Genomic DNA, 17,586 nt, shown 5'->3' with positions numbered 1-17,586 from the left:
ATATGAAACGCTATACTACTTATATTTTTGATTTCGACTATACCTTGGTCGATTCTTCACGGGGCATTGTGACTTGTTTCCGGCATGTGCTCGGCAATCACGGGCACACCGGAGTGACGGATACGGAAATCAAGCACACCATCGGGAAGACGTTGGAGGAATCTTTTTCCATCCTGACGGGAATTACCGAGGCGGGGACGTTGGCGGACTACAAGCGTGAATATGTAAAGGCCGCCGATGTCCACATGACTGCCAATACTTTCTTTTTCCCGGAGACGATAGAGGTCTTGGAAACTTTGAAAAGCCAAGGAGCCGTGTTGGGTATTGTGTCCACCAAATTCCGTTACCGCATCCTCGACTTGTTTGAAAAAACGGGACATGACGGTCTTGTGGATTTCATTGTGGGCGGAGAGGATGTGACAGCGGCCAAGCCGGACCCAGAAGGATTGTTGTTGGCCATCGGACGTGCTTCCGGTGGCGGGAAATCTGAGGTGCTGTATGTAGGGGATAGCGTAGTGGATGCCGCAACGGCACAGGCCGCCGGTACGGATTTTGCGGGTGTATTGCATGGCATGACCACGTGTGAGGAATTGAAAACTTATCCCCACGTGGCTATCGTGGACGACCTTCGGGGGATTCTGCCCATCCCGGTTTAATATTTTTTGCACAGTATAATGCCCCTTCACCTTAACAGTTTGTGTTTCAAGGATTATAAACATGCACATATTGCGTGACGTGAACGTTAGGTGAGGGCACTTGTCGAAGAGGTTTCACCGCAACAGATTGGTTTACAGTGTGTATGAAGGATGCGAACCCTTTTCCCATTTAAATACTTGTACGTAGGGGAGGGGAGTTTGTATGTTGTCGTTGTCTGCTTGAGAGGCTTCCGTCAACCGGAAAATCGTTTGCCACAGAACGGAAAATCATTCTCAGGAGAATGAAAAATCGTTCGGCTGAGAATGAAAAATCATTTGGCGCAGAACTGAAACGAACGAAAAAACAGGGTAACTGTTCTCTGTTTTTATATTTTTTGTATCTTTGCCATAGTAGTAACCATGGAAGGAAAGTAACTATGGAAGAAAATACTGAAAAAGCAATGGAACCGACGAAGAAAAAAAGTAAGGTGGAAGAAATCTTGGAAGCGGACGGGAAAAATCCTCCGAAGAGAGTAAATAAGACGTGGGAGGCGGCTATGAGACTGAAAGGTAGTCTGATTGTGAACGACCCTACATTCTTGTTGTAAAGTATGAGGGTGCTTATCGACACCAACATTTTTGTCTATCTGGCACTTGATACGGAGCTGTTGAGCAAAGACGTAGCCGCACTTTTACAAGAGCCGGACACTCTGATTTACATCAGTGCGGAATCGGTGCGTGAACTTGTTGTGGCCTACCGCAACAAGGGATTGTGCTCCAAACGTTGGAAATCGGCGGAAGAAATGGTGGCGGCCATTGAAGATGAGTTTTATGTCAAGATACTACCTTTGAAAAAGGAGCACATGATGACTTATGCCCACTTGGAAACCAACGAGGCGCAAGGGCATAAAGACCCTTCCGACCACGTAATCATCGCCCACGCCATCACCGAACATTTGCCGCTCATATCGAGCGATACACGCTTTTGGTTCTATCGTAGCCAAGGACTTGACTTGATTTTCAACAAGAAGTATCCTTTGTTTCATAATGGTGCTCGTAAATATGAACGGCGGCCGTAATCCTAAGAGATTACGGCCGCCGTTCATATAAGTTATGGCTTTTTAGCCCTTGATGCGTCTTTTGTAGTCCACCATTTTAATGGCTGTTACGGCACATTCATCGCCTTTGTTTCCCAAAATGCCTCCTGCACGGTCTTGTGCTTGTTGCAAGTTGTTGCAAGTGAGCAGTCCGTAGATGACGGGTACATCGCCATTCGTGTTCAATTCTGCTAATCCTTGGGTTGCTCCCTCGCAGATGTAATCGAAGTGAGGAGTGTCGCCGCGAATCACGCAACCGATGGCTATCACAGCATCCACCTTGCCGCTTTTAGCCATTTGGGCGGCACCGAACACCAATTCAAAACTGCCCGGCACGGTCATGACCAAAATATCTTCTTCACTGACTCCATGTTTGAGCAAGGTGGTTTGCGCACCTTCCAACAACGAGCCGGTGATGTGGTGATTCCATTCGCTGACCACGATGCCGAAGCGCATGCCTTGGGCCGAGGGGACGGACTTGGGGTCATATTCAGACAAGTTATGTAAATTCGTTGCCATGTTCGTTTTCTGCTTTAGGACTTTATTCGCTTACACGTTCGATGTATTTGTCGATTTCGGCATACTGCATGGAGTTCACATACTTGGTCTTGATTTCTTTGTAGCATTCCAAAGCCTTGTCTTTCTTTCCTTGCGATTCGAAAATCTCACCGGCCTGAATCAGATAGAGGGGGCTGAGGCTGTTGTTGTCCGCCTTCTTGGCTGCTTCCAATAAAGTGGAAGTCGCTTTGTCTAATTGGTCCAATTCTGCATAGCAGTTGCCCAATGCACCGATGGCAGCAGGAGACACCATGGCATCGCCGCAATTTTTGAAATCTTCCAGACGGGTAACAGCTTCCTGATATTTACCCAATTTGGCATAACTTAATCCGGCATAGAGTTGTGCCAGATTGCCGGCTTTCGTGCTTCCGTAGTCGTTGGCGATTTTCAAGAAACCGGGAAAGCCTTGTCCGTCACCGTTCAACGCCTTTTCGTAATTGTCCGAAGCAAAATATTGCTGCCCTTTGAACATCAGTTCATTGGCTTTGGCCTCGCGCGGTTCGCTTACGAAACTCCGATAGAGGAAGTATCCGCCTACCAATACGACGATGGCGATGAAAACGTACATAATAGGCTTCTTGTATTTGTCGATGAAAGCCTCGGAAGAAATCAAAGTCTGTTCCACGTTGAGTGAATCATGCTGTGTCTTTTTGTTCGTCATTTTATTTGATGGTTTTATTATTATTTCCTGTTTTTCGTCCCATAGTGCATGGTACGGGAATAAAGCGGAGCAAAAGTAGCGAAATTCTCCCGTTTGATGAAATTTATAGCCTATTATTTTTAGGATTCGGGGGATAAACCTTAATTTTGCAGGGTGATTTAACGGGAAAACCTACGGATGATACTGAAAAAAATTTCTGTCTTGAATTATAAGAACATAGCGCAGGCCGAGTTGGCCTTCTCTCCGAAGATGAATTGTTTCATCGGACATAATGGTGAAGGAAAGACCAATTTGTTGGATGCTGTGTATTTTCTTTCCTTTTGTAAGAGCGCAACCCATTCCGTAGATTCCCAAAATATCCGGCACGGTGAGGACTTCTTCATGTTGCAGGGAGAGTATGAGCATGAGTCGGGAGAGCCGGAAGAGGTATATTGCGGTTTGAAACGCAAACAGAAAAAGCGTTTTAAGCGTAATAAGAAAGAGTATAAAAGATTGTCGGAGCATATCGGATTGGTGCCGGTAGTGCTCGTTTCTCCGGCCGATGCCGATTTGATTTCGGGGGGGAGTGAGGAGCGGCGACGCTTTATGGACATGGTAATCGTGCAATATGACCATGAATATCTCGATGCATTAGTGCGTTACAACAGGGCTTTGCAACAGAGGAACGTGTTGTTGAAACAGGAGGAGGAACCCGATGAAGCCCTTATAGGGCTATGGGAAGAAATGATGGCTCAGGAAGGGGAGAAGATATACGAGAAGCGAAAGGCTTACGTGGAGGAATTCGTTCCGGTCTTTCAGGATTTCTATACGCGGATTTCCCGTGGAAAAGAACATGTGGGGCTGCGTTACATTTCTCATGGCCAACGTGGGGATTTGTTGGAAGTCATTCGTCGCGACCGTGCCAAGGACCGGATTATGGGGTATTCCCTGCATGGTGTCCATAAGGATGATTTGGAGATGACCTTGGGAGAGTTCCCTATAAAGCGGGAGGGTTCTCAGGGGCAGAACAAAACCTATTTGATTGCTTTGAAGTTGGCGCAGTTTGATTTCTTGCGCCGTACGGGAAGCCGTACTACTCCTTTATTGTTGTTGGACGATATTTTCGACAAGTTGGATGCTGACCGCGTGGAGCAGATTGTCAAATTGGTTTCCGGCGAACAGTTCGGGCAAATCTTCGTGACGGATACCAATCGAGACCATCTGGATCGTATTTTGGAGAAGACGGACGAAGACTACAAGCTCTTTTATGTGGAAAACGGAGAAATCAAGGCATGAGACGGAACAAGGCGGAATGCATAGGCGACATCATCCGGCAATATCTCCGGCAGGAAGGGTTGGAGACACCGTTGAATGAGACCCGGATGGCGGCAGCTTGGTCCGAAGTGATGGGGCAGGCTATTGCCCGGTATACAGGGGATGTTTTCGTGAAAAATCAAGTGTTATACGTCCATCTCAAGTCACCGGCCCTCAGGGCTAACCTAATGATGGGTAGGGAAGCATTGGTACGCAAACTGAATGAGTATGTGGGAGCGCAAGTCATTCAGAATATTGTGTTCCGTTGACAACGATTCAAAGAATCTCGTCCATGGGGATGTCATGGGGTTCGGTAGGAACATGTTCTACCCGTTGGAAATCGAAGCAAACACCTATTTTATATATATCGTAATGTTGCAACCGCGTCAGCAAACGGTCGTAAAAGCCTTGTCCGCGTCCCAAGCGGTTTCCTTTTGCATCAAAAGCCACTCCCGGGATAATGGCTAAATCAATAGAGGCGTAGTCGGTAAAGACCTCGCCGGTGGATTCTTGGATGCCGAAAGGCCCCTCTTCGAGCCGGTCTTCAGCTGCATAACGGTGCAACTCGATTTCTTTACCTTTTACGGTGGGAAGCAGGATGCATTTGCGCAAGCTCCAATAACGTACGAAGTCTTGTGTATCCACTTCGTCCGGCAATGAATGGTAGAGTAAAACCGTTCGTGCAGCGATGAATCGCGGATGTACAGCCAAACGTCTCAAAATCGGGCCGGAAAGGTCGAGTATGGCCGCCCGGGAAGTTTCTTTCTTATTTCGGGTCATTGATGCCCTTAATTCTTTTTTATCCATAAGCATAATTAATTTTGGAAAAACTACGGCATCATCAAATGCCATAGTTTTTCCAATAAGTCTCTATATTATTGGGAGGTTACAGTTTTCTGTGGGGCTTCCGGAAAAGCTTTTCCTTCTTCCAGAACCTTGATGGCACGTTCAACTGCCGGGTCATCACTGTTGACGAATTCGTAGAATTGTTCTGTTTCCTTCACGTTGTTGATGATGGAGGCATAAAGGCTTCTTCTGAAAAGTTTGCGTGACTTGTAAAGCATCAGGTTTCTTTTGCGAAGTCCCCGTTGTTGTGCAAAATCGGCAAACTTGCGGACTACGTTTTGTTGGTCTAAGTAGCGGACGAGTTCCTCATTAGTATCTATTTCATTCAATTCCGGACGATGGCTGTCGGCAAAGTTAAATGCATATTGATGTATTAGTCCGCTTATCCACGCTTCCTTATAGTATGAGGTTATGTCTGCTGTATCTTCCGGAACAAAGATGTCCGGCATGATGCCTCCACTGCCGTAAACGGTGCGTCCCAAGCGGGTCTTGAACTGCGGGCCTTTTTGTTTGATGCTGTCTTGAGAGAAAAATTCCCCTCGTTCGTAACGTTCCATAAGGTCATTCTCGTATTCTTCTCCGTGTCCTTTTACGTAAGGCTTTTGGATGCACCGTCCAGAAGGTGTATAATACCGTGCGATGGTCAGGCGTATCATGCTTCCGTCCCGGAATTCGATGGGTTGTTGTACCAATCCTTTGCCATACGTACGGCGGCCTATGATGGTTCCCCGGTCATTGTCTTGTATGGCTCCTGCAAAAATTTCGCTGGCCGATGCCGATCCCTCGTTGACCAATACTGTCAGAGGCAGATTGGGGAAAGCTCCGCGCCCGTCGCTTTTGTATTCTTCACGTGGGAATTTGCGTCCTTCCGTGTAGAGAATCAAACGGTTCTTGGGCAGGAATATGTTGGCCATTTGTATGGCGGTCTGCATAATGCCCCCGGTGTTGTCCCGCAAGTCGATGACCAGGTTCTTAAACCCTTTCTGGTTTAATTCAGCCAAGGATACCAAGAGTTCGGGGTAGGTCGTTTCGCTGAAACTTTTGATTTTGACATATCCGGTTTCGGGGGTGAGCATGTAAGTGGCTTCTATGCTGTGTACCGGGATGTCGCCTCGTGTGATGGTATAGTAAAGTGTCTCCTTTTCACCCGTACGCCGGATGCCTAATTTGACTTTGGAGGCTTTCTTGCCTTTCATGAGTTTCATGCAGTCTTCGGCTGTGATGTCTTTTCCTGTAATGTCTTTTCCGTCCACATTGACAATACGGTCTCCTGCCAGCAATCCTACCTTTTCAGATGGGCCGCCTTTGATGACACTGATGATGCGCGCTGTGTCGTTTTGTTTGGTGAAAGACACGCCGATGCCGGAAAAACTGCCTTTCAGGCTTTCCATTGCCGCTTCTGTTTCCTTGGCTGTGGTGTAAGCCGAGTGCGGGTCCAGTTCCGCCAATATGCGGGGCATGGCTTTTTCCACGAGGTCGGTCATATTGACCGTGTCTACATATTGGTCGTCGATGATACGCAGCAGGTCGTTCACCTTGTTACTGTTCGTATTGATGATGTTCAGCCGGTTTCCCGAGAAATGGTTGGCATAGAACGTTCCTATCAATATTCCTGCCACAAGGCATAACGCCAATAGGATAGGTGTAAATCGCGATGAACTATTCTGATTCATAAATACATGTTTTTTAAAGTTCTTCAGTCTGAGTCTCCAATGGTAGGTAGTGTACTTCTATACCGGCTCTTTGAAGCAGGTCGATGCCGTCTGTCAGCCGGTATTGCCGGGCATAGAAGACCTTCTTGATGCCGGACTGTATGATAAGCTTGGAGCATTCGATGCAGGGAGCGTCTGTGACGTACAGGGTAGCTCCTTCGCTGTTGTTCCCAGACCGTGCGATCTTGGTGATGGCGTTGGCTTCTGCATGCAGCACGTAAGGTTTGGTCAGGTGGTTTTCATCTTCGCACACGTTTTCGAATCCGGCCGGTGTACCATTGTAGCCATCGGAAATAATCATTTTGTCTTTCACGATGAGGGCTCCTACTTTGCGTCGTTCACAATAGCTGTTTTCTGCCCATATCCGAGCCATACGCAAATAGCGCAGGTCCAGTTCATGCTTTTTTTCTTCCGGAGTTTTCATTTTTTCTCTCAAGCTTTGTTTATGGGGTTGATACCGTTTCGTTTTAACAGAGCATCTATGGTGGGAGCTTGTCCGCGGAATCGTTTATATAATGCCATAGGAGGTTCCGTGCCTCCCTTCGACAAGATATTGTCGCGGAAACTTTGTGCCACTTCCCGGTTGAATATACCTTTTTCCTTGAACAGGGAGAATGCGTCAGCGTCCAGGACTTCCGCCCATTTGTAACTGTAATATCCGGCTGCATAGCCTCCGGACATGATATGTCCGAACTGTACGCTCATACAGGCCTCTTCAGGTTGCGGCAACAACTGTGCCGCTTCCCACGCGCGTTTTTCAAACGAAAGCACGTCTTCCTCGAAAGGTTTGTCCTGCGTGTAATAAGCCATGTCCAACAGAGCGAAACTGACCTGTCGGATACAAGCGTAAGCCGTGTTGAAATTGCGGCTTTTGATAATCCGGTCGATAAGTTCTTCCGGAAGCGGTTCACCCGTCAGGTAGTGTTGGGCAAAGGTATTTAAAAAATCGCGTTCTACGGCAAAATTTTCCATAATTTGTGACGGAAGTTCCACAAAATCCCAATAGACACTCGTACCGCTGAGACTTTCGAAGCGCGTATTGGCGAATATGCCGTGTAGGGCATGTCCGAATTCATGCAGGAATGTTTCTACTTCTCCTAAAGTGAGTAAGGCCGGTTTGCTCTCTGTCGGTTTGGTCAAATTCATGGTGACGGACACATGGGGACGATGGTTGGTGCCGTCTTCATCTATCCATTGGTCTTTGTAGGAGGTCATCCAGGCACCGCTCTGTTTACCTTTCCGGGGATGGAAATCCGTGTACAATACGGCCAGGAAAGTTCCGTCTTTGTCGAACACTTCGTATGCCGTCACGTCCGGATGGTATACCGGAATGTCGGCATTTTCCTTGAATGTGATGCCGTACAGGCGGGAAGCCAGTCCGAAGATACCTTGTTTGACGCGTGACAGTTCGAAGTACGGGCGTAGCATTTCCGCATCCAGATTGTACTTCTCTAATTGCAGTTTATGGGCATAATAACCGAAATCCCAAGGTTGCAGCACGAAGTCTTCTCCTTCTTTTTCGCGGCCCTTTCTCTCCACTTCTTTCACTTCTTCCCGTGCCGTGGGCAGGTAAGCTTCCAACAAGTCGTTCAACAGTTGGTAAACATTCCGGCTGTTTTCCGCCATACGTTTTTTCAATACGAAGTCGGCGTAGGTGGGGTAGCCCAACAGTTGTGCCCGTTCGCGTCGCAGGTTGACGATACGCTTGACGATTTCAAGGTTGTTGTATTCGTTGTCGTGCGTGCAGATGGTATTCCGTGCCATATACATTTTCCGGCGGAGTTCCCGATTGTCGGCGTAGGTCATGAACGGATTGTAGCTCGGGGCGTGCAGGGTGAACACCCATCCCTCCAAATCCTTTTCCTTGGCTGCCAATGCGGCAGCTTCGACAGCAGATTCCGGAAGACCTGCCAAATCCTTTTCGTCAGTCAGGTGGAGTTGGAAATTATTGGTCTCTTTCAGGTTGTTCTGTGAGAATTGCAAAGTCAACTGGCTCAGTTCCTTGCTGAGCGTGCGGAACTTTTCTTTATCCTCGGCCGTAAGGTTAGCCCCGTTGCGTATGAAGCCGTCGTAGCTCTTGTCCAGAAGCATTTGTTCTTCAGGCGTCAATTCACGGTGGCTTTCATGCACGGCCTTTATCCGGGCGAACAGTTTCTCGTTCAGCAGGATGTTGTTGGCATGTTCCGTCAATATCGGTGACATTTTTTGTGCCAACTCGTCCATCTCGTCGTTGGTCTCCGTACTCAACAGGTTGAAGAACACATTGCTCACCCGGCTCAGCAGGTTGTCGGGGACGCTGAATGATATGGTATTGTCGAACGTGGGAGGTTCCGGATTTTGGATGATGGTGTCCGTCAGTTCGTCATCTTGCCGTATGCCTTCCATGAAAGCCGGTTCGAAATCTTCGAGGTGTATTTGGTCGAAAGGTGCCGTGTCGTGAGGCGTTCCATAGGAAGAGCTGAAAAACGGATTTTTCCTTTCTTCGGTTTTGTTTTCTTGTATGATGTCCATGTCGATATTTGTATTTTTAGAAGGCCTGGATCAATTTCTCCAAGGCTGGTATGATAATTTTCCTTCTTTTTAATAAGACTAAGTTTTCTTTCTGTAAACGGTTCAGGGCACGTGACACATTCATGCGTGGCTCATTGATTTGTAATCCGAGGTCTTCCATGCTGATTTCCAAAATTTTCTCCCCGGCAGGGTATACACTACGGGAGTGAATGAAATTGACGATACGTTTCTCCGTATTCCCTGAAAGGTTATGCCACAGCCATCTTCCCTGACGGTAAATATAGGAGGACAAGAGGTTGATCATGTTAAGCCGGAATACCTCGAAACGACTGAATAACAAGGTCACTCCGTCTTTGGGAATGATCAGGGCGCGTATGTCTGTCTGTGCCGTATAAGTATGCGTGTAGTGTGGAGTAATGCCGTACAGGGCTTCCGGTTGCAGGGCTACTGGCGATTGTAGCCGTTCGTAGAATGCGAAGCGGTTGTTGTCCGACCGGGTACGCATTTCGATGGTGCCCCGGAATGCCAGTATCAACTGTCGGCAAGGGTGGTCTTGTTCAGCCAGGTTCTCTCCTTCGGCATATTGGACAATCCGGTGAGGGACAGACGTGGAAAATTGTGCCAATTCACTTTTTCCGATGCCTTGAAACAATGGCAGGGCGGTCAAAGTGTCCAATGTAAAGTTTTCCATATATGTCTGTTTTATCGGTCCATCATCGTTTGGAGGGCCGGAGTTGTGTACACTTGGTTCTTCCCTTTCTCGTCCGCATAGATAAGGTAAGCTTGTATGTCGGGAGTGGACTGCAATATCTTTTTAGCCTGTTCCAATCCCATGACCATAAATGCCGTAGCGTATGCGTCGGCGGTGGCGCAGTCTTTGGCCACTACGGTGGACGACAGGATGGAGTGCTGCACAGGATAACCTGTGTGCGGGTCTATGGTATGTGCATACTTTTTTCCATTTTTGTAGTAGAAGTTACGGTAATTTCCCGAAGTCGCGATACCGAGGTCCGTGACGTTCAGTATGGTTTGGATTTCATTGTTGACATTCAATGAATCGTCTATGGGCTTATTGATGCCCACTTTCCATTTTTGCTCTTTGGGACTGAGTCCTTTCACCACGATTTCCCCTCCGATTTCAATCATGTAGTTCCGGATGCCTTTACGGTCGAACAGGCGGGCTACCGCATCACTGCCGTATCCTTTGGCAATGGCACTGCAATCCAGTATTACCCGAGAATCCTGTTTCACGACCTTTCCGTTTTCCAAAGCCACTTTTTCAAATCCGACGAACGAAAGGATACTGTCGATTTGTGACGGAGTGAGATTCTGTCCGTTTTTGAAGCCGAATCCCCAGGCATTGACTAGCGGGGCGACGGTGATGTCGAATGCACCGTCGGTATGTTTGCTGATGGTTTTGGCCAGTTGGAATACGTGGACGAACATGCTGTCCGGGGTAACCTCCTCATTCCGGTTGATTCGGCTGATGACCGATTCTTTATTAAAAGGGGAGAGGGAAACATCCACTTTTCGTAATTCGGCTTCAATTTCCTTTTGCAGACTGGAATCGCATTGGTAGGTTACGTGGTAAAACGTGCCGAAAACTGCTCCTTCTTCCCGTTGGAAAGGAATATTGGAGTGTGGGCTGCGTATGGCATATATCGTGCCGATAACCAACAGGATGAGAAATGGCAGTTGCCAACGTAGTTTTTTTCTTTTATCGTTCATGAGCATAAACCTAAATGTTCTACAATGATTTTAATACCGATACCTATCAGGATAAGACCTCCGGCGGATGCCATGGAGCATGGTATCTTGCGTCCGATGAATATGCCTGTTCCCAACCCGGCTATGGTAAGGGCTGACGAAATGGCGGCAATGAGGACGGTTGGCATTGCGATGGTGTCCCAACTGCTACCTATTGGCATAAAAGCCATGGAAACTCCTACGGCCATGGCATCTATGCTTGTGGCTACGGCCAGTGTAAGGATGACTTTATAGCTTAGCGGGTCGAACTTGGTTTCCTCTTTTTTCCCGAAGCCTTCCCGAACCATCTGGATACCGACGGCAGAGAGCAATCCGAAAGCAATCCAATGGTCTATGGGAGCCAGAAAACGGCTGAAGAGTGTGCTGACATACCAACCGGCCAATACCATTGCACCCTGAAAGAGGCCGAACGAAAGGATCATGGCCAACATTGGGCGCAAGACGATGTGCTTGACAATAGCACCTGAAGTGATGCTTACGGCAAAGCAATCCATGGCGAGTGCCAATCCTATTAGTATAGCTTCTGTGATGTACATGTTTGCATGTTTTTGCCAGGGTTTAAATGTCGAATATGATATTGAATGTTCCACCGATACATGAATTGCCGTATTTGCCGAAACCAGGCACATACCACGGAGAACCTTGCGGGGCTTCGCTGTGGCTCATGCGGATTTTATAGCGTACGTTCCATCCTAAGTGGAAAATTTTCCATATCCGTGTTTCTATGCCGAACACGATTTCTCCCCAATGGGAATTGGCCGAAAGCCCGTTGAACACGAACGGGACTTCGTTTCCCCACACCGGATCGGCGAATCCCGGGGAACTTATATCGTATTTGAAAGACGTGAAAGCATAACGTAAGCCTAAATACAACCGGTTGCCAGTGTACCACTTTTTAGTAAAGTTGTAGTCCATACCGATGCGGAAATAAGGTGCCTTGGTTTTGTAAGTATTGCCTGTTTCCTCACCCTCGCAGTTACTTTCCCCATATCCCAATTCAAAAACCGGAAAATATTTCTCCTTGAAATTCAAATGTGCGGCCACTTCCATTTGCGAATAATCCGAATTGAGGGATTTCATAATGACACCTACAAGGTCGCCTGACAGGGCCACTCCTCCGAATATGGGTGCTTCCTTTTTCGTCAGGTCTTCTACGGTTTCCTGAGGCTCCTTGTTGTCGGTTTGTTGAGCGTAGGAAGCGAAAGGGAGAGGTAGGCTAATTACCGTTACGGAAATATATTTTAAAATTCTCGGATACATTATAATTGATATTCGGATTTACAATTGAAACGGAGTCTACAAGCAGTCGGGTCCAACGGACGGCGGTCACATGGTGGAACATCGAAGCCGGACAAGTAGGGGATTCGTAATGCGGAATGTTTTCTTTGTCAATCCAAATGGTGTCCCTCCGCGTACGGCCCACCGTATCGGTGAAGTGGAAGATAAGCGTGTCGGTTGCGGCACTGTAACTTACCGGAAGTTCCACTTCGCTTCCTCGTACCAGGCGGTTAATCAAAATGGAATCCGTTCCGGCAGCCGTGACCGTCAGTGTGTCCAACACTTGGATTTTGCTTTCCCCTTCATCCGTGGCGGCATAGAATCCATACGTACTGTAAACGACATTGTTTATCGGGCAGTCGGTAGATTCGCAGGAAACGGCAGCAATGAAAATGCTGATGCAAACCAACGTGAGGGTTATACCTTTTAGTTTCTTCATCTTCAAAAGATGTAATCTTTATATTTCTTTTTCAATCAAGTAATTGTTGCGTTCTGGCGAATTGCGGCTGATGAGTTCTCCCAAGAAGCCGGTCAGGAAAAGTTGCGTACCCAGTATCATCGTAGTGAGCGCGATGTAGAAGTAGGGTGAGTCGGTAATCAAACGGTAGTCGTTGCCGCAATACATGTCATACAGCTTGTTCACGCCGATAACCCCTGTGGCAATGAAACCCAAAATGAACATGATAGAACCTAAAAAGCCGAAGATGTGCATCGGTTTGACCCCGAATTTGGATAGGAACCAAAGGGAAATCAGATCCAGATAACCGTTGAAGAAGCGGTTCAGGCCGCCGAATTTGGTCTTGCCGTACTTGCGTGCCTGATGGTGCACCACCTTTTCCCCGATTTTGTCGAAACCGGCGTTCTTGGCCAGATAAGGGATATAACGGTGCATTTCCCCATAGACCTCAATGCTTTTCACGACTTCCTTGCGGTAAGCTTTCAATCCGCAGTTGAAATCGTGCAGGTTTTTGATGCCGCTGACCTTGCGGGCGGTGGCGTTGAACAGTTTGGTAGGGATGGTTTTGGACAACGGGTCATATCGTTTTTGCTTGTACCCCGACACCAAGTCGAATCCGTCCGTCACGATCATGCGGTAAAGCTCCGGAATCTCGTCGGGGGAGTCCTGAAGGTCGGCATCCATGGTGATGACCACGTCACCCTCCGCTTTCTTGAAGCCGCAATACAAGGCCGGGCTTTTTCCGTAGTTGCGGCGGAATTTGATGCCTTTCACGCAACTGTGCTTTTCCTGCAAATCTTCAATCAGTTGCCAAGAACGGTCGGTGCTGCCGTCATTGACGAAAATGACTTCGTATGTGAAGCCGTGTGCGTTCATTACGCGTTCAATCCATGAATATAATTCCGGAATGGATTCTTCTTCATTGAAGAGGGGTATTACGACTGAAATATCCATATTTATCGGTTTTGACTGTGAGTCGTACGGCTCTTTCCGCTTAATCCGATCCACGCGGTGGGGATGGCTAGCAGGAAGCCGAACATGAGATTATATACTAAGAATTCGAAAGTCAGTTGTATGGGAGAGATACTTTTAAGCAGGTCTATGACTTGGCGGCTGACTTCGGCCACGTCCTCTCCCGGCATCATGCTTTGCATCATAGCTACAGCCTCGGGCTGTTGCATGATGGTGGAATAAGTCTGGAGGAGCAATCCGTTGTCGATGTAGCGGAAATAAACAAATTGGGCCACCGCCATGAGCAAGGAGGCATACATGAAAATCAGCGTCGCCATCCACCACGACTGGCCGAAACGAAGGGGAAACACTTCACCTCTGAATTTCCGTATCAGGAAACCGGCTGTCACCACGGACAACAATCCGATGATGAGACCCACGTTGCCTACGAGCGGACGGGTCAACCCGATAATATAAAAAGCAAAACTGACAATCCACATCAGGCCCACTACGGCACCGTATTGGGCGGCAAAAGCACGGAGTTGCTTGTAGCTTATTGCATTCATTATGACATATATTACATTTAGCGTGCAAAAATACGAAAAATTAGCGGAATACGGCGAACTAAACTTCTTTATTTTTGTAAAATCTAAGCGGTTGAAAATGAGTTTTATTTCAGGAATGCATTAAAAAAGTATATACCAATGTTTGGAACGGAAAGAAAAAGTTCCTACCTTTGCAACCGCAAACGGGAAAGTCCTGTACGGCTAGCTCCCTTCGAATCCCCCAGGGCTTGATCGCAGCAAGGGTAGTTGGTTGTAGCAGCGCGATGCAGTAAGCTTTCCCACCCGCCTCTTTAGCTCAGTTGGCCAGAGCACGTGATTTGTAATCTCGGGGTCGTTGGTTCGAATCCGACAAGAGGCTCAAAAAGCACAAAGGCGAAACCGGAAAAGTTTCGCCTTTTTATTTTATCGGGCTTATGGCGTATGGAAAATATTATAATCCGTTGATTTTAGCACGTCTTGAATCCTGTTTCGAGTCGGGCGATTGGGACGGATTGGCTGTGTATCTGGACGGCTTGTCCCATCGCGAGTTCCGTATGGCCGGTGAAATCATCAGCATGCAAATCATGCCTCGTGTCTCGGATACGGTGTTTTGGGAAGCGTTTCGTTTCCTGTTGGTGCGTAATTCCAAAGCTTTTCTGGTGACTTTGCTCAAGTCCGTTCCCCTTCGGAAGCAAAAATCCGGTTTTACATTGCGGCAAGACGGCTATGTACCGGTAGCGAAGTTCCTGAACGATGCCGGGACGGAATTGGACCGTGCCAAATTCATCCGGTTTATGGTGGAGGTCTTCGGGGAAGATACGGAGGAATTGTCTTATTTATTCGGAAGCCTTCATGTAGATACGTCGCACGAACGTGTGCAATATTTGTTGCAGGGCAGAGGAATGGCCTGTTATTATTTATTATTCCAGTGTATGCGTCAGTTGGAGCATGAACGCGATCTTCTGGTGCGTTGTTGCCAATTCCTGATGAAAAAAGGCGATGCCTTGTCGTTCAATCTGGCCAGCGTGGCCAAGCTGTATTTCGACTTGACGCCGGTGAAGGGTACCTTCTCCTTGCATCTTGCTCCTTATCAATTGGGATGCCTCGATGCTTCGTTCGAGAGTTTCTGTAGGGTCATGAAGAGCATATCGTGAAAAAATAAAGACATCCACCCAAGGGATGTCTTTTATTATGTAATTTATGAATGATAACCTCACGGATATTCTTTTCTGTTAGAAACAATTATTAAAATGTGTAGCTTGTGCCGAGACTAACCTTGGCCACTATGTCATTGAACGGTGACAATACTTCACCACCGATGAAACCGTTTTTCAAGTAATAATGGACTTCCGGTTCGAGTAGCAGGCTCCATTGGTCGTTGATACGGTATTGCGCCACGGCACCGAGCAACAATGCAGGTGCTCCGCCAGGGTTCGCGGCGGACAGAGGACGGGGGGAGGAACCCACTTCGAGTTCGCCGCTGTATATCCGGGCATTGTCCGACATGCACTTGCTGTACAAGGCACCGCCTTCCACAAAGAGGTTGAACTTCCGGTTTAAGTCATATTTTTGGTAGACATTGGATAAATTAAGCATATAGGCCAGTTTGATGTTCAGCAGGTTGTAGCGGTATTGCCATAGTGCGGTGAATTGTTTTTCCACGCCCATGAAATCCACCACATAACTCCCATACTTGTTTTCGTTGAGGGTTTCATACTCTATGGCAGCCTTGAGTGAGACGTAAGGCCCGAGGTGGTAGCCCACGTAGAACTGTCCCGAGTAGTTCAGGGCGAAGTCGCCCACGGTGTTCACCGAACGCATGTGTTTTAGCCCTCCTACTTGTACGCCGGAGAACAGGCGTGGCTCGAAGATGTAAGGGGGCCACGAGGCGCGTTCTTTCCGGTTGGCTGCACAGACGCGCACGCCGAGCGATATGGAGGCCGAAGTTTCGGTGAAGGATGCTTCGCGATCCACATTCACGTATGGTTCGCGGAAGTTGGCCACCACCACACGGGGCTCCACGAAAAAAGAAGTTTCTTTGTCCATGCTGTACAGGAAAGTGGCGGCACCTGTGAAACCGGCGTAGTTGCATTTCAGGCCGTTATCCGTTCCCGGGATGTATTTGGTCAGCCAACCGTATTCGCCTCCCACGGCGATGTTCATCTCAAACGGATGGCGTACTTGTCGCCAATAGGGGAAGAAGTTGAGAGGATTGACCAATCCTTCGAGCCGTCCGGCAAACATGCTGCCCTTGTAACGTGTCTCGTAGGAGGGGCGGGCTTCGGTGGATGCCGTGGTGTTGTAGCTCCAATAATATTCGGAAGCCGTGGCCGAGAGGCGGAGTCCCACGATGGGGTCGAACCACCGGCCCACGGAAATCTTGTAGCCCGTGCCGGTCGTTTTGAAGAAGCCCAAATCGTCGCTGTCATAAAAAGTCACACCTTGTGCCAGTTCGTAGAAAAATCCACGTGTATAGACCACCTCGCTGTTATAAAAGTCATTGGTATTATCCATATTGACCGTCAGGCCGGTTTTCACACCGTATTGTATGTCATACTTTGACACGTTCGTATGGCCGGAATGGTCGGCTTGGTCGGTCAGTGCGGAAAAGAACGGTTCTATGAAGAACTTGGCGTTGCGTCCGAGACCTATACCGACGTTTATACCTGCCTGTCCTTTAAAAATGGAAGCGCGCTCCTCTTGGAAAACGGAATGTATATAGCCCACGCCGAGAGTCGGAGAGATGCGGAATATGCGTCGTTTGTCGTAGCCATAAAGGTAATCGGACAGATGAAATACATAGTCTATATCGGCTTCCCATTGTTTCACGGTACCATTGCCGTCCTTCATGTCGTAGTTCGTATGCAATAGCGTGGCGCGTAGGCCATGTAGCCGGTTGAAGTCATACCCAACCACGCCACCGAAAGGTATCCCGTTCTTCATGGCCCGCTGGCCTTTTGGGGCTACTTGCGAGAAGCCTGTCGTGAATCCTACGTACAGGTGGTCAAGGAAACGGTTGCGGAAAGTATCGCCTTTTTCCACGTAACGGTCTGAGTACAGGTAGTCTAAGGGGTTGAAGTCCACGGTGTGGTCCAATTTGGGTTTGGAGGAGGTGGATACTGCCGTGGAAACTGGTGTTTCCGTGGTTGGCCGTATCGCAGTGGTGTCGGCTGTTTCCGGTGTGGAGGATGTCGCCGTGCTGTCGGGTGTTTCCACAACAGGCCGTACCGCTGTCGCCATCGTGTGCGCCTGTCCCGGTGATATGTACCACAGGC

The 17,586-nt window shown here is 48.2% G+C and carries 20 protein-coding genes and 1 tRNA gene; 7 read left to right on the top strand and 14 right to left on the bottom strand.

All coding sequences use genetic code 11. The annotated features are described in order from the left end of the window. Positions 1–2 precede the first annotated feature (2 nt). The 3 genes from AC5RDV_RS11320 (at position 3) to AC5RDV_RS11310 (ending at position 1,714) form a co-directional block, all read left to right on the top strand. Positions 3–656 carry an HAD family hydrolase gene (locus AC5RDV_RS11320; RefSeq protein WP_282747043.1) on the top strand — a complete coding sequence of 218 codons (654 nt, stop codon included), beginning with the start codon at positions 3–5 and terminating at the stop codon, positions 654–656. Between the two features lie 440 nt (positions 657–1,096). Next, entirely contained in the window at positions 1,097–1,243 is a 147-nt protein-coding gene (locus AC5RDV_RS11315) for a hypothetical protein (protein ID WP_303177178.1), read from the top strand. A gap of 3 nt (positions 1,244–1,246) precedes the next feature. Then, positions 1,247–1,714 carry a type II toxin-antitoxin system VapC family toxin gene (locus tag AC5RDV_RS11310; RefSeq protein WP_282747045.1) on the top strand — a complete coding sequence of 156 codons (468 nt, stop codon included), beginning with the start codon at positions 1,247–1,249 and terminating at the stop codon, positions 1,712–1,714. A gap of 42 nt (positions 1,715–1,756) precedes the next feature. Here the strand turns inward: AC5RDV_RS11310 and ribH are convergent, their stop codons facing one another. After that, a complete protein-coding gene (gene ribH, locus AC5RDV_RS11305) occupies positions 1,757–2,251 on the bottom strand; it encodes a 6,7-dimethyl-8-ribityllumazine synthase (RefSeq protein ID WP_130892613.1) in 495 nt (164 codons plus the stop codon). Between the two features lie 22 nt (positions 2,252–2,273). After that, positions 2,274–2,951 carry a tetratricopeptide repeat protein gene (locus tag AC5RDV_RS11300; RefSeq protein WP_008620179.1) on the bottom strand — a complete coding sequence of 226 codons (678 nt, stop codon included), beginning with the start codon at positions 2,949–2,951 and terminating at the stop codon, positions 2,274–2,276. A gap of 177 nt (positions 2,952–3,128) precedes the next feature. Between AC5RDV_RS11300 and recF the strand changes: the two genes are divergently transcribed. Both recF and AC5RDV_RS11290 read left to right on the top strand, forming a co-directional pair. Next, a complete protein-coding gene (gene recF / locus AC5RDV_RS11295; protein WP_282747048.1) occupies positions 3,129–4,226 on the top strand; it encodes a DNA replication/repair protein RecF in 1,098 nt (365 codons plus the stop codon). Then, positions 4,223–4,513 carry a DciA family protein gene (locus AC5RDV_RS11290; protein WP_008624832.1) on the top strand — a complete coding sequence of 97 codons (291 nt, stop codon included), beginning with the start codon at positions 4,223–4,225 and terminating at the stop codon, positions 4,511–4,513. The genes recF and AC5RDV_RS11290 overlap by 4 nt, the downstream gene beginning before the upstream one ends. A 7-nt stretch (positions 4,514–4,520) precedes the next feature. Here the strand turns inward: AC5RDV_RS11290 and AC5RDV_RS11285 are convergent, their stop codons facing one another. The 11 genes from AC5RDV_RS11285 to AC5RDV_RS11235 form a co-directional block, all read right to left on the bottom strand. Then, a complete protein-coding gene (locus AC5RDV_RS11285) occupies positions 4,521–5,057 on the bottom strand; it encodes a 5-formyltetrahydrofolate cyclo-ligase (protein WP_130892615.1) in 537 nt (178 codons plus the stop codon). A 62-nt stretch (positions 5,058–5,119) separates the two neighbouring features. Next, complete coding sequence (locus AC5RDV_RS11280; protein ID WP_008624834.1) at positions 5,120–6,763, bottom strand: S41 family peptidase; 1,644 nt, start codon at positions 6,761–6,763, stop codon at positions 5,120–5,122. Between the two features lie 13 nt (positions 6,764–6,776). Next, a complete protein-coding gene (locus AC5RDV_RS11275; RefSeq protein ID WP_008624835.1) occupies positions 6,777–7,226 on the bottom strand; it encodes a deoxycytidylate deaminase in 450 nt (149 codons plus the stop codon). Positions 7,227–7,234: 8 nt separating this feature from the next. After that, complete coding sequence (locus AC5RDV_RS11270) at positions 7,235–9,313, bottom strand: M3 family metallopeptidase (protein WP_282747049.1); 2,079 nt, start codon at positions 9,311–9,313, stop codon at positions 7,235–7,237. A 16-nt stretch (positions 9,314–9,329) separates the two neighbouring features. Beyond that, entirely contained in the window at positions 9,330–10,004 is a 675-nt protein-coding gene (locus AC5RDV_RS11265; RefSeq protein ID WP_008624837.1) for a Crp/Fnr family transcriptional regulator, read from the bottom strand. 11 nt (positions 10,005–10,015) lie between these two features. Continuing rightward, positions 10,016–11,047 (bottom strand): FAD:protein FMN transferase, encoded by a 1,032-nt coding sequence (locus AC5RDV_RS11260; RefSeq protein ID WP_008624839.1) that lies wholly within the window; start codon positions 11,045–11,047, stop codon positions 10,016–10,018. Next, positions 11,038–11,616 (bottom strand): manganese efflux pump MntP, encoded by a 579-nt coding sequence (locus AC5RDV_RS11255; protein ID WP_282747053.1) that lies wholly within the window; start codon positions 11,614–11,616, stop codon positions 11,038–11,040. Before AC5RDV_RS11255 ends, AC5RDV_RS11260 begins: the two co-directional genes overlap by 10 nt. A 22-nt stretch (positions 11,617–11,638) precedes the next feature. Then, positions 11,639–12,340, bottom strand: coding sequence for a DUF6048 family protein (locus AC5RDV_RS11250; protein ID WP_282747054.1), 702 nt, complete (start codon positions 12,338–12,340; stop codon positions 11,639–11,641). Then, complete coding sequence (locus AC5RDV_RS11245; protein WP_282747056.1) at positions 12,297–12,797, bottom strand: DUF6452 family protein; 501 nt, start codon at positions 12,795–12,797, stop codon at positions 12,297–12,299. The genes AC5RDV_RS11250 and AC5RDV_RS11245 overlap by 44 nt, the downstream gene beginning before the upstream one ends. An 18-nt stretch (positions 12,798–12,815) precedes the next feature. After that, positions 12,816–13,769, bottom strand: a complete 954-nt coding sequence (locus tag AC5RDV_RS11240) for a glycosyltransferase family 2 protein (protein WP_008624853.1) — start codon at positions 13,767–13,769, stop codon at positions 12,816–12,818. A 2-nt stretch (positions 13,770–13,771) separates the two neighbouring features. Continuing rightward, entirely contained in the window at positions 13,772–14,332 is a 561-nt protein-coding gene (locus tag AC5RDV_RS11235; RefSeq protein WP_008624854.1) for a DUF4199 domain-containing protein, read from the bottom strand. Positions 14,333–14,616: 284 nt separating this feature from the next. Between AC5RDV_RS11235 and AC5RDV_RS11230 the strand changes: the two genes are divergently transcribed. Further along, positions 14,617–14,690: transfer RNA gene (locus tag AC5RDV_RS11230), tRNA-Thr, on the top strand. Between the two features lie 82 nt (positions 14,691–14,772). Then, positions 14,773–15,465, top strand: a complete 693-nt coding sequence (locus AC5RDV_RS11225; RefSeq protein ID WP_302443755.1) for a hypothetical protein — start codon at positions 14,773–14,775, stop codon at positions 15,463–15,465. A 91-nt stretch (positions 15,466–15,556) separates the two neighbouring features. Here the strand turns inward: AC5RDV_RS11225 and AC5RDV_RS11220 are convergent, their stop codons facing one another. Further along, positions 15,557–17,551 (bottom strand): hypothetical protein, encoded by a 1,995-nt coding sequence (locus AC5RDV_RS11220; protein ID WP_008624856.1) that lies wholly within the window; start codon positions 17,549–17,551, stop codon positions 15,557–15,559. Positions 17,552–17,586: the final 35 nt, after the last annotated feature.

Source organism: Paraprevotella sp., assembly GCF_986071375.1.
This window is presented reverse-complemented; position numbering and strand designations above follow the sequence as displayed.

Excerpts from the sequence above, each read along its gene's own strand:
- AC5RDV_RS11315 (WP_303177178.1), top strand. The coding sequence starts at position 1,097 with ATGGAACCGACGAAGAAAAAAAGTAAGGTGGAAGAAATCTTGGAAGCG.
- ribH (WP_130892613.1), bottom strand. The coding sequence starts at position 2,251 with ATGGCAACGAATTTACATAACTTGTCTGAATATGACCCCAAGTCCGTC.
- AC5RDV_RS11320 (WP_282747043.1), top strand. The coding sequence starts at position 3 with ATGAAACGCTATACTACTTATATTTTTGATTTCGACTATACCTTGGTC.
- AC5RDV_RS11275 (WP_008624835.1), bottom strand. The coding sequence starts at position 7,226 with ATGAAAACTCCGGAAGAAAAAAAGCATGAACTGGACCTGCGCTATTTG.
- AC5RDV_RS11235 (WP_008624854.1), bottom strand. The coding sequence starts at position 14,332 with ATGAATGCAATAAGCTACAAGCAACTCCGTGCTTTTGCCGCCCAATAC.
- AC5RDV_RS11265 (WP_008624837.1), bottom strand. The coding sequence starts at position 10,004 with ATGGAAAACTTTACATTGGACACTTTGACCGCCCTGCCATTGTTTCAA.
- AC5RDV_RS11255 (WP_282747053.1), bottom strand. The coding sequence starts at position 11,616 with ATGTACATCACAGAAGCTATACTAATAGGATTGGCACTCGCCATGGAT.
- AC5RDV_RS11280 (WP_008624834.1), bottom strand. The coding sequence starts at position 6,763 with ATGAATCAGAATAGTTCATCGCGATTTACACCTATCCTATTGGCGTTA.
- AC5RDV_RS11245 (WP_282747056.1), bottom strand. The coding sequence starts at position 12,797 with ATGAAGAAACTAAAAGGTATAACCCTCACGTTGGTTTGCATCAGCATT.
- AC5RDV_RS11285 (WP_130892615.1), bottom strand. The coding sequence starts at position 5,057 with ATGCTTATGGATAAAAAAGAATTAAGGGCATCAATGACCCGAAATAAG.
- AC5RDV_RS11250 (WP_282747054.1), bottom strand. The coding sequence starts at position 12,340 with ATGTATCCGAGAATTTTAAAATATATTTCCGTAACGGTAATTAGCCTA.
- AC5RDV_RS11240 (WP_008624853.1), bottom strand. The coding sequence starts at position 13,769 with ATGGATATTTCAGTCGTAATACCCCTCTTCAATGAAGAAGAATCCATT.
- AC5RDV_RS11220 (WP_008624856.1), bottom strand. The coding sequence starts at position 17,551 with ATGGCGACAGCGGTACGGCCTGTTGTGGAAACACCCGACAGCACGGCG.
- AC5RDV_RS11260 (WP_008624839.1), bottom strand. The coding sequence starts at position 11,047 with ATGCTCATGAACGATAAAAGAAAAAAACTACGTTGGCAACTGCCATTT.
- AC5RDV_RS11310 (WP_282747045.1), top strand. The coding sequence starts at position 1,247 with ATGAGGGTGCTTATCGACACCAACATTTTTGTCTATCTGGCACTTGAT.
- AC5RDV_RS11290 (WP_008624832.1), top strand. The coding sequence starts at position 4,223 with ATGAGACGGAACAAGGCGGAATGCATAGGCGACATCATCCGGCAATAT.
- AC5RDV_RS11300 (WP_008620179.1), bottom strand. The coding sequence starts at position 2,951 with ATGACGAACAAAAAGACACAGCATGATTCACTCAACGTGGAACAGACT.
- recF (WP_282747048.1), top strand. The coding sequence starts at position 3,129 with ATGATACTGAAAAAAATTTCTGTCTTGAATTATAAGAACATAGCGCAG.
- AC5RDV_RS11270 (WP_282747049.1), bottom strand. The coding sequence starts at position 9,313 with ATGGACATCATACAAGAAAACAAAACCGAAGAAAGGAAAAATCCGTTT.